The sequence below is a fragment of the Paenibacillus sp. FSL H7-0442 genome, from assembly GCF_038593105.1.
Taxonomy (GTDB): domain Bacteria; phylum Bacillota; class Bacilli; order Paenibacillales; family Paenibacillaceae; genus Paenibacillus; species Paenibacillus polymyxa_D.
Window position 1 is genome coordinate 4,906,750 of sequence record NZ_CP151963.1, and the last position, 11,631, is coordinate 4,918,380.

An 11,631-nucleotide genomic window follows, 5' to 3' on the forward strand; every position below is an offset into this window, starting at 1 on the left:
TGCTAAGTAGAGTTCCCCCTTACTATGCACGAGGTAAATATTTGTTATACATATTTCATGCCAACATGTGTTTCACGATCTTGAAAGGATATCATTTGAAAAAATAAATATTATTGTTATTATGGATTGAGAGATTCAGTGAAAACTGCAATCTTAATTGTAGAGAAAAGGAGTAATGATGAATGTTAAACATATTAATGGTTAACTTTCCGGCAGAAGGACATGTGAACCCTACGATTGGGATGACGCAAGCCTTTGCAGCACGAGGGGACCAAGTACATTACATTACAACTGAGAAATACAAGGACAGACTCGAAGCAGTTGGAGCGAAGGTTCACCTGCATTCTGATCTGGTCAGGACCGCTTCTATTGATTCCAATACTCCGGATGGGTTGAGTGCATTTATGAAAATTCATATTCAGACTTCGCTGGACATATTAGCAATTACTCAGCAACTGTCTAAAAGCATTGATTTTGACTTTGTATTCTATGATAGATTCGGAGCTGGCGAGTTAGTTAGAGACTATTTGAAAATCCCTGGTATTGCTTCCTCCCCATCTTTTCTGATTTCACAGAATCGGATGGCTACCAATCTCTTTCGCTTTAATGAAAAAGAGCCGTTTCAACTTGATGAACATGCCACGACCTCACTGCAGCTCATGAAAGAAAGGTTCGGTGTTGCTCCCGAAAATATGGTTCAATTTATGAGCAATACAGGGGCTTTGAATGTTGTATATACCAGTCGATATTTCCAACCAGACGGTGAACAGTATGGTGACGAGAATCTCTTTATTGGTCCCAGCTTTCCAGAACGTAAAGGGGAAAATTCATTTCCACTGGACAGACTAGAGGATAAAAAGGTTTTGTATATTTCGATGGGAACTGTTCTGGACCATACTGAAGACTTTTTTAACACCTGTATTGAAGCTTTTTCCGATTTTGAAGGTATCGTCGTGATTGCAGCTGGCGAGAAAGCTGACTTTACGAAAATCAATCCGGCGCCAGAGCACTTTATCATCTCGCCCTATGTTCCCCAATTGGAGGTATTACGTCATTCAGATGTGTTTATTACTCATGGTGGAATGAATAGTGTAAATGAAGGAATTCACTTTAACGTACCCTTGGTTGTACTGCCGCAGGACAAGGATCAGCCCATGGTCGCGCAGCGGTTAACAGAACTTCAAGCTGGCTATCGCATAACCAAAGACCACATCAATGTACAATCGTTAAGAGATGCCGTACATGAGGTACTGTCGAACGCAACGTATAAAGAGGGCGTACAAAAAATAAATGATAGCTTCCAGCAATCTGGCGGTACAGAAGAAGCCCTCGCAAAAATTGATGCCTATCTTCAAAATAAGCTTGTGTAAATCACACGATTACAATTCTACAAAAAAACAGGAGCCCTGACCATCAAGGGTCGGGTTCCTGTTTATCATGCATTTCTATGTGGAGATATCCCACTTCTGAAACGAAGCCATCGTACACTTTCCGCTCGTGAACGCTCGAATGCCTGTAGATTCTGCTCCCGGATACACTCTTCCTGTGAGGACGTATTCACCGTCGCCGATGAATATTTCCACCGAGCTTTTATCGACAAAAATCCGAAGCTCCAGACGGCCCTCGTTTAAGTTTAAAGGCACTCTTCTCTCTCCGCCCGGGCCTATACCTGCACGCTCACGGTTAAAACGGAACAGACCGTCATCGGGACGATACGAGAGTACAGTCTCCTCTTCGTCGCCCACTCGCAGCTTCAAGCCGAATTCATTGGTGTTACTGGCTTCGAACTCAAATACCGCCTTCAGTTCGTAGCTATCTCCGAACGTTTCCATGATCTGCTCGCCTGTCAGCAAGATATCCCGCTGTTCGAACAGATTGGATCGGTAATTTTCCACCTCTTCAAGCGGACGGAACAGCAATCTGTCGTGGTCGATAACCGCTTCCCGCGGAAGACTCATTGCACCCGCCCAATGGTGCCCTTGCTGGGTCGGCATCTCCGACTCCCACATATCCATCCATCCGATGACGATTCGCCTCCCTTTATCATCCAAGGTTGACTGCGGGGCATAGAAATCGAATCCGTGATCTACCTGAGCATACTGCTCTGCCGTAAATGTTCCAGCCTCCGCATTGAAATCACCTATACCGTACATGGTGGAATGCAGATTACGGTATGCTTCTCCCTGAGCAGGCATGCGCTGCGGAGACAGCATAAATACGTGCCGATCACCGAGCGGGAACAGATCCGGGCACTCCCAATTATCGCCGAAACGTCCGTCACTCACGGCTAGTACATTGACATACGTCCAGCTTTTCAGGTCTTCAGAACGATAAAGCAGTACAAGTCCGTTCCCTTGGGCATCATTAGAACCAAGAACGGCGTAATATTGATCTTCGTGCCTGAACACCTTAGGGTCACGGAAGTCTTTACGGCTGATCGTGTCCGGTACGGCGTCATAACCGATGACCGGATTGCCCTCCCACTTTTCGAATGTCACCCCGTCCTCCGATACTGCAATCCCTTGTGACTGCTTGTAATCCTGATCCTTGTCAGGCCCGGTTACAACATGTCCGGTATACATCAGGACAAGCTTCCCGTCCTGCTCTATCGCACTGCCAGAGAAGCAGCCATCCTGGTCGAACTCGCCGTCCGGTGCCAAAGCGACCGGTAGATAATCCCACTTCATAAGATCGCGGCTGACTGCATGTCCCCAGTGCATCGGTCCCCATACTGATTTATACGGGTAATGTTGATAGAACAAGTGATACTGCCCGTTATATTGAATGAAGCCGTTCGGATCATTCATCCAGCCGAATTCAGCCATTAAATGGTAGTTCAGCCGATAATCCGGCCGAAGCATATGCTTCGATTGGGAAATAAATTGATCTGCACGCTCTCTCGTATACGTTCTAGTCTGTTTGATAAGGCATCCTACTCCTACAATTATTTAATCGAACCTTGCATAACACCCTGAATAATATACTTCTGGGCGAACAGATAGATGATAATGATCGGAAATATCGTCAGTACCAAACTTGCCATCAATGGACCATAATCCACTGTATAGGTTCCATAAAAGTTATACGTGGACAACGGAAGTGTCCTTTGCTCCGGATCGACCAGAATGAGGGAAGGCAGCAGAAAATCATTCCAGATCCACAGCACATTGAGAATGGAAATGGTGGCAGTCGTGGGCATCAGTACCGGAAACACGATCCGGAAGAATGTTTGAACCCGCGTGCAGCCGTCAATTAGCGCCGCTTCCTCCAGTTCTTTTGGAATACTCTTTACGAAACCATGATAAATGAAGACGGCCAGCGAGCTACCAAAACCGATATACATATAAATCAGCGACCACTTACTGTTCAGCAGATCAAGTGACCCGTAGATTTTCACCAATGGAATCATGATAGCCTGGAATGGAATGATCATGGATGCAACCATCAGCATAAATGTATATTGGTTGAACTTGGTGTTGTTTCTGACAAAATAATGAGCCGTCATCGCCGCAAACAGCGATATAAACAGAACGCTTAACACCGTTATGACCAATGAGTTGGTGAAGGCAGCGATGTAATTCATTTTATCAAATGCATTCATATAATTGACCATACTGAAGCTCTCTGGAAGCGATAACGGATTTGAGGTGATGGCCATGTTTTCTTTGAACGAATTGATCAGCAGAAAGACGAACGGTACGATGAACAATATGAGTATGACTGTCAGCACAATGAATTTGATTACGGAGGAAGCAACTCTTTTTCTTGTCATTACGCCTCCACCTCCAACTTCTTACTAAAATAAACCTGAAGCAGAGTGATGAGAGCAACCATCAGGAACAACACGAATGCTTCTGCTTGCCCCACACCATAATCACGGGAAAGGAATGCCTTTTCATACACATGCATCGACACCATTTGAGTACTGCTGAACGGCCCACCTTTCGTGAGCGCAAGGTTCACGTCATAGACCATAAATCCGCGTTGCAGGGACAAAAATATACATACGATGAAAGAAGGAACCATCAAGGGCAATACCATTTTCCGCAGTCTGGTCCAGCTGTTTGCCCCATCAATGCTTGCGGCCTCCATAATATCATTCGGCACACCCGTCAATCCCGCGATGTAAATGACCATCATGTAACCCGCGTTCTGCCACACCGTTACAATCACGAGTGCCCAGAACGCTTTGTCGGGATCAGCCAGCCAAGTCGTGCTGAGCGACTGTATACTGGCATGTTGTCCCAAATAGACAAGCACGTTGTTGAATATAAACTGCCAGATAAAACCGAGTACAATGCCCCCGACAAGGTTGGGCAGGAAAAATCCTGCCCGGAAAATACTCTGCCCTTTTAACCCTTTAGTCAGCACATAAGCCAGCATAAAAGCGATCACATTGATAAGAACAACGGTATAAAACACATACTTGAGCGTCAAGCCGAATGACTTCCAAAACTCGATATCTCTAAAAACAGCCAGATAGTTTTGGATGCCTACCAGCGATAGTGTGGTGGAAATACCATCCCAGTTTGTGAACGTCAGATAGATGCCATACAAAAATGGAATAATCATTACCGTTATGAAGGCAAACAAGGTTGGGCCCGTAAACAGTAGCCGCGTCCGCAGCCGGTTCCATACTCCTTTTTCCGTAATCATGATGATCCCTTCCTTTGTTTCGGGTTTCTCTCTCTATTCCAGGTAATTTGAAAACAACCTTATTTAACGGTTTTCCAGTAGTTTTCGATTTCTTTAACCAGTGTTGCACGATCTCCCTGTTTCGCCAGATACTTTTGCATGGAAGATCCTGTCTTAGACCAGTGGTCCGCAGGCAGCATGCTCATCGACTGCTCTGACTTGCCTTTTGCAATATAATCCTGGATGGACTTGCCAAGCGGGTCGGCCGCAGGCAGTGTAATATTTTTGAACGCCGGGATAATGTTCGCTTGGTTCACGAGGAAATCCTGGCCTTTCTCATCATATACGATCCAGTTCAGGAACTTCTTCGCCGCATCTTGCTGTTCCGGAGTAGTCTTCTCCTTGTCAATAACAATGCGCTTGGATACAGCGGACGAAATCTCCTGATTGCCGTAGTCATCGGCATTGTTACTGATGGGTACAGGCAAGAAACCATATTCTTTGTTAGCCGTATCAAAACTGTTGATTTGCGGCCATGCCCAGTTGCCCATGAACCAAATGCCAACTTCACCTTTGCCGAGCAGCTCCGGTCCGCGTTCATAAGCTCCTGCTAGCGGAGAAGCCTGATCGATGTTGTATTTCATCATGAGGTCGAATGTATCCATAAGTCCGTTAAATACAGGATTATTAGCCAAGCTAGCCTGGCCCGTTTTTAGTGACGCCATGAATTTGTCCACTTCAGCCATGTCTTTGTTCTGGCCTGCATAAGCAAGAGGCAAATAATGAGCGCCCAGAGACCAGTCCATTGGTGAAATCACCAATGCTTTCTTACCAGATGCCTCAATTTGCTGAAACAGTTTTTCAAGGTCATTTCGGGTTTTAATTGTGGTAGGATCAAAGCTTCCGCCTACCGCTTTATCTACAACGGCTTTGTTGTAAATGAATCCGTAGCCTTCAACAGCCAGCGGAAACGCATAATTTTTGCCGTCAACCGTCGTAGCTGTGGTAGCGTTTTCAACTGTGTCCTTATTCCACTTTTCTCCGCTCAGATCGAGGATACGGTCCTTGAACTTCTCCACATCACCTGTATCTAGCATGATCATGGTCGGCGGGTTTCCGGATGCGTACAAAGCGGAGGCACGCTCAAAAGGCGACCCACCAGTCGGAACCGGCTGGATTTCAACAGTAATACCCGGATTGTCTTTCTGGAAGGCCTTAGCGGCTTCCTCCAGCTGTGGAAGGATTTCGCCTTTGGAGTTCAAAAGCGTAATCTTCACATTTTTCGAATCCCCTGATCCCCCTCCAGAAGCCGAATTACCTTCTCCACCGGAGCCACCACATGCAGACACCACCATAACTAAAAGAAGCAGCATTACCATCCATTGAACTCTTTTGAATTTACTCACTGTTGTCATCCCCTTATTTATATAATGGCTCTGAACACTTAAATAAAACGCTTACAAACGGATTATATGTCAAAGGTTTAACTTGTGTCAATCGTTTGACATGTTGAATTTTTAACTTGTACTAAAAAAAATCTGTTCCCCTTGTTAGAGGAACAGATTTTCATTCAGGTCGTTGCACGCTCAATTAGTTCAACAGGCAACAGATTGACAGGTTGTACCTGCTCCCCCTCCGCCTGCCTGCGGATCAGCTCGACCGCCAGCCTGCCGATCTCTGCAATCGGCTGTCTTACCGATGTAAGTTCTGGCGTCAGCCAGGAAGCAACGCTTACATCATCGAAGCCTACAATACGCACATTCTCTGGCACATGCCTTCCAGCGCGAATATATTCTTTCAGCGCAAAAACAGCAATAATATCACTTGTTGCGAACACCCCATCCACATCTGGATGTTCATAAACGAGTTTTGAAATGATCCGCTCGTACTCCTTCTGGTCGAACACATTCAAGTCCGTTTGAACAATCACATGCTGGACATTATGCTTACCCACCACATCCCGGAATGCTTTGGTCCGCTCATTGGACAGCATGTTCAGCTCCAGATTTCCGCAGATATGGGCAATTTTCCGGCAGCCTTTGCGAATGAGCAGCTCCGTAGCCAGCTCGCCTCCGCGATAATTATCCGAGGATATGTAAGGAATATACGGGTCAATCTGCCTATCAAACGTCACGATCGGTGAATTCAAATGTCGGTACTCTTCTACTTCTAATGTATGGCTACCCATAATGATGCCATCCACCCGGTTCCGCTTCAACATATCAATATACACTTTCTCTTTCACGGGATCCATATGTGAATTGCACAGCAGGACCTTGCAGCCATGCTGATAGGCGTAATACTCAACCTGATTGGCAAGCTCACTGAAGAAAGGATGCGAGACATTGGGAATAATAAGGCCAATAATATTGGACTGCTTACGTAGCAGAGATCGTGCTATTTCATTTGGTTGATAATTAAGTTCCTCCATTGCGTCGAACACTTTTTTGCGTGTAGTTTCGCTGATATATCCCCGGTTATTCATTACACGGGATACGGTAGTGACCGACACGCCCGCTTTTAATGCTACATCATGAATTGTCGCCATATGAACCTCTTCCCGTACAAAATAAATACATACAAACTATACTCTCTCCCCATCATTTCAACAACTTTACATAACGGAAGGCCTCATAATGGCCGTCAATCTTACACTAGTCATTTCTATAAGATAATACGACAGCCTATCCAATTGGAAAGGCTGTCGGTAGCTGAAAGTATTAACATCATTCTGATTGTGCGTCCGTCGGTGCATTAATGTATGTATCTGTAAGCACATCAGTCGGTGCATCCGCAGGCAGATTATCCGTTGCTGATTCACTGTTCTGGAGTAGTGCTCTCGGATAGGTCCGTGCACGCTCATAGTACCAGTCAAACAAGAAGCGGGCCATCGCCTGACGTCGGTTATCGCCATCCCACTTTAACCCGGCTGTTGGGTCCGCAAATGAACTCCTTGCTCCAGCTTCCAGCAGAAAGCCATTCATGTGTGCGGTCATGCTGACATTACCGGCTGCTGTAAAAATGGACTTCGTGTTTTGCCCAAATCCATTATTAGAGCCGTTAAACAAATTCCAGTACTCCGAATCGCCGGGCTGTGTTTTGAACCAGGTAAATTCTGTGATATTTATTGGATAGGCTTGAGCTGCCGCCTTAATGTTGGAATCCCATTGTGATTTTAGCTTGTCCTTGTTATCATGCGCTCCGTAGCCCGGATACCAGTGGACAGCATAGCCGTAGTTGTTCAATGGATCTATCAGCGGGTGTTTTGCCGCCGGGCTGTAAAATTGGTTGTATCCAAGTCCTGCAGCCCAGATGACATTATCCGCTCCTTTACTTCGAATCGTGGAAATGATAGAGTTTTGGAATCTTCTCAGATCATTCCAATGGTCAACAAAATCATTTTCACCAGGATAGCCTCCCCAATGCCCATTCGCATATGACTTAATAGGCTCGTTGATCAGTTCAAACATGACGTTATCCGCGCTATTAATAGCCGGCTGCGAGGCAAGATACCCCCATATTTGATTGAATTTGTCCAGATTGGATTGTGTTGTAGCCTGGTCGTTAGCCAAAGTGAAATCAAGACCAAGGGTAACATAAATGCCCTTTGTTTTCGCATAATTGATGTATGGAATAATCACATTTTGTGTAGCTGCTTGTAAACCTGAGAAATTGTATGACCCTGCGGCCACATCTCCCATATCCTGGCGGTCAATAAACAATCGGACCTGATTCATATACCAGCCGTGGTTGCTTCCATACTTCGGTCTGGTGTCTGCAAAGGTGTCAGTGATATCCTTCAAATAAGCCAAAATTGCTGCATGACGATTGTTACCATTTAAATTGAGATAATAATTACTATTTTGATAGGTCCAGTATGCCCCCGACGGCTGATGCCAGCCACTTAAAACAACAGGTTTTCCGCTGCTGTTCACCAATTGATTGCCCCTGACATGGAGCTTTCCCATAGGCATACCTGACCATGCATCTATATGTTGGCCAAAGACCGGTGTTAAAGGCAATAAGAATACAAGTATCAGAGCTATTTTACATACCATACCTAATTTTTTCAAAGAAAGGCCTCCTCTTCAAAAATTAATTGACTATTATACCAAAAGAATAAAATGGTATAAACATGTAGTGGCTCCGCTTCCTGAGTCTATCCCATGTCAAAATCGTCATTTCCCCCCTTAATAGAATATTTTAATTCTGATTTTCATTTCTTGTATATAATTGTAGTACTTACATTTTTAAACCACAACTTGATAAAATTTAGTTTTTTTAAAATTATGCCTCAAGTGTTAAGTTTGCTATTGTGGACGACTCCATTTCAAACTACAATGAAGATACCAAATTTGGAAGCGCTTTATTTTTTCGGTAAGATGGTCAATACTTGAAATAATGTATCATCGTCATCCATTTCTTTCATGTTTGGTCAATCTTTTATGGAGGTGTAAAATGAAGAAGAAATCTTGGTTCACTTTAATGGTCACGGGCATTGTCTCTCTGTTTTTTTCGGTAAGCGTTTATGCGGGGAATGTTTTTTGGGAACCACTTAATGGTTTCAATTCGGGGGCATGGCAAAAGGCAGACGGATATTCCAATGGGAACATGTTTAATTGCACTTGGCGTGCCAATAATGTTAATTTTACGAACGATGGCAAAATGAAGCTTGGCTTAACGAGTTCTGCGTACAATAAGTTTGACTGCGGAGAGTATCGATCGACGAACACTTACAGATACGGCTTATACGAGGTCAGTATGAAGCCTGCTAAAAATACAGGGATCGTATCTTCCTTTTTTACGTATACGGGGCCTACTGATGGCACGCAATGGGATGAAATAGATATTGAATTTTTAGGCAAAGACACGACAAAAGTGCAATTCAACTATTATACAAACGGTGTCGGTGGTCACGAGAAGGTTGTTGATCTGGGCTTTGATGCATCAAGAGGCTTTCACACCTATGCTTTCGATTGGCAGCCAGGATACATTAAGTGGTATGTTGACGGGGTTCTAAAGCATACGGCAACTACAAACATACCAAGCACGCCAGGCAAGATTATGATGAATTTATGGAATGGCACTGGTGTTGACGACTGGCTAGGTTCGTATAATGGAGCGAATCCGCTATACGCTGAATATGATTGGGTAAAATACACGAGCAATTAGCCCATAGTATAAAAGCAGCCCTGTATGAAGTGCCCCCTTAAAGTTAGACAAATATTTTTATGCAACCAGTTGGGCATGAGTTCGGTATTGTACCGGGCTCATGCCTTTTAGTTTGAAGACGGTCAGATGCTGTATCGAAAATGGGTTACCGTGAAGTCGGCATTTTTGAAAAACAAGGGGTTATAACAGCGACAGCCAAGGACGAAAAATAATGGCAGCCTATCAGGGCTGCCACTCCAACTTGAACATAGCAAATAAGAGGACAGTTGATGGCCTCAAGTCCTATTTAAGGATTTATCACCTACTTCATCCATAGCCCACCATCGTCCAGTTTTTCTACGCTCTTTAAAAAGAAATTTACTGGCTTAGTTTTTTGAAGATGAGCACTCGTTTCAAATAGCGTCAAAGAGTTAGAAGCACCATCTACTATCGGGACTAAAACTAAACTAAACTAATCTCATCAATTAAACCTTCAACAGTGAAATTCAAACTTTCTTTTCCTCCAAAAACATAAGAGTTACCTAGCTTTTTCAAATGAGCTAAATGAGCATCCGATGCTTGTTCGGAAAGTACTTCTATAATATGATGACCGAATCGATCATCATCATTAGAAATGATGTTTTTTGTCCATCTAATTTCCTAAAAGGATCTACTGCAACTGCATAGGTTTTAGCATTGGGATTCGCTACGTAATCTGTTCTAGGGATCGTCGGAGTGTTGTCTTGATCTAAATTTTTTTTTCCAAAAGTGAAATGTTTCTCCATGGTAATCCTGCCGCAAATCCATGCTTGGCATTCGTAACGATCATGAATTCCCTTGTATTTTTTAGTAAAATATGCCGTTCGATTCTCTTCTAAGAAATCTCCAACGATTTTGCCATTTAGTGATGTTAGCATGTGACAGACAAATAATATATGGTCTCTCCAAATTAATCCTTATCAATATGTTCTCCTGTCTTTAACTTTTCTAATATTTCTTTACCATAATATTTATTTAAACCAAAGCAGCCGTGTTTTTAATAATCTTGAGTTACCAACACTAAATCGTAGTTACCTACATTAATGTTTCTGAACAGGAAGTGTCAGGTGATAAAAAAGTCGTGAACCAAATTTGTTGATTTTACTGCGTTTGCCAGAGCACGTGATAAACACGAAAAATAAAAAGTCTGAAACCACCACAAATTACCATAAAAAGAAAGTTGGAAACTTGTACTATTACGATAATATAATTTTCATAACCATTTCCTCAATATACTGGATGTCGCATATAACGTGCTTAAATGATCCATTTTCTTTTTCAAAGAATTATCTCTAATAATCTGTCCATCTTTAGTCCATTGTCCATATATTTGAACTAACCTCCCTGTAGTTCGTGAGAGTTCAAGAAGTGCTGTCTTCAGATGCTCTTTTTGAACTAAAGTTAGGTTATTATCCATTTTTATTTTATTAAATTCTTCTATCAAATCTCTTACTAATTCATTATTTACTTCTTTCAATGAAGCCATTATATCTCTAGCTAGTTTATTAATTCTCTTTTTTTGTTCGAATGATAGCTTGATTTTACTTAATTCTTTAAATAGTGAACTTATGGAAGGTAGATTACTATTCCAGCCTCCTGATTGTAATACTGAAGAAAACGTTTCGGCATAATACCAAAAGTCTTCTCCAAGAGCTTCACGTTTCCTTTTTATCCTGTAGTCTTCGTGTGCCTTTTGTTGTTCTTCTGGTGTCATAGTCAAAAGATTAAACTCGTCTGCAACGATCGGCAATTACTTCTTTTCGTTTTTCGGATTTCTGTTGTGTTTTGTCGACTTTCCAGTAAATT

General features: G+C 43.2%; 10 protein-coding genes. 2 read left to right on the top strand and 8 right to left on the bottom strand.

Going from position 1 to position 11,631, the window contains the following annotated elements; genetic code table 11:
• Positions 1–182 precede the first annotated feature (182 nt).
• A complete protein-coding gene (locus MHH57_RS21780; RefSeq protein WP_029519354.1) occupies positions 183–1,370 on the top strand; it encodes a macrolide family glycosyltransferase in 1,188 nt (395 codons plus the stop codon).
• Positions 1,371–1,445: 75 nt separating this feature from the next.
• On the opposite strand, the gene MHH57_RS21785 is transcribed toward MHH57_RS21780, so the two are convergent.
• From MHH57_RS21785 to MHH57_RS21810, 6 genes are all read right to left on the bottom strand, one after another.
• Positions 1,446–2,861: a glycoside hydrolase family 32 protein gene (locus tag MHH57_RS21785; RefSeq protein ID WP_342434510.1), complete on the bottom strand. Its 1,416-nt coding sequence runs from the start codon at positions 2,859–2,861 to the stop codon at positions 1,446–1,448.
• 83 nt (positions 2,862–2,944) lie between these two features.
• Complete coding sequence (locus tag MHH57_RS21790) at positions 2,945–3,772, bottom strand: carbohydrate ABC transporter permease (protein ID WP_029519357.1); 828 nt, start codon at positions 3,770–3,772, stop codon at positions 2,945–2,947.
• Complete coding sequence (locus tag MHH57_RS21795; RefSeq protein WP_029519358.1) at positions 3,772–4,656, bottom strand: sugar ABC transporter permease; 885 nt, start codon at positions 4,654–4,656, stop codon at positions 3,772–3,774. Before MHH57_RS21795 ends, MHH57_RS21790 begins: the two co-directional genes overlap by 1 nt.
• 59 nt (positions 4,657–4,715) lie before the next feature.
• Positions 4,716–6,041, bottom strand: a complete 1,326-nt coding sequence (locus MHH57_RS21800) for an ABC transporter substrate-binding protein (protein WP_029519359.1) — start codon at positions 6,039–6,041, stop codon at positions 4,716–4,718.
• 164 nt (positions 6,042–6,205) lie between these two features.
• Complete coding sequence (locus MHH57_RS21805) at positions 6,206–7,183, bottom strand: LacI family DNA-binding transcriptional regulator (protein WP_342434511.1); 978 nt, start codon at positions 7,181–7,183, stop codon at positions 6,206–6,208.
• Between the two features lie 178 nt (positions 7,184–7,361).
• On the bottom strand, positions 7,362–8,708 hold the full coding sequence (locus tag MHH57_RS21810; protein ID WP_069011603.1) for a cellulase family glycosylhydrolase: 1,347 nt from the start codon (positions 8,706–8,708) through the stop codon (positions 7,362–7,364).
• 412 nt (positions 8,709–9,120) lie between these two features.
• Here MHH57_RS21810 and MHH57_RS21815 point away from each other — a divergent pair, with 412 nt between their 5' ends.
• Positions 9,121–9,807 carry a glycoside hydrolase family 16 protein gene (locus tag MHH57_RS21815; protein ID WP_230585153.1) on the top strand — a complete coding sequence of 229 codons (687 nt, stop codon included), beginning with the start codon at positions 9,121–9,123 and terminating at the stop codon, positions 9,805–9,807.
• A 575-nt stretch (positions 9,808–10,382) separates the two neighbouring features.
• On the opposite strand, the gene MHH57_RS21820 is transcribed toward MHH57_RS21815, so the two are convergent.
• Positions 10,383–10,703, bottom strand: a complete 321-nt coding sequence (locus MHH57_RS21820) for a hypothetical protein (protein ID WP_069011604.1) — start codon at positions 10,701–10,703, stop codon at positions 10,383–10,385.
• Positions 10,704–11,038: 335 nt separating this feature from the next.
• Entirely contained in the window at positions 11,039–11,575 is a 537-nt protein-coding gene (locus MHH57_RS21825; RefSeq protein ID WP_069011605.1) for a hypothetical protein, read from the bottom strand.
• Positions 11,576–11,631 lie beyond the last annotated feature (56 nt).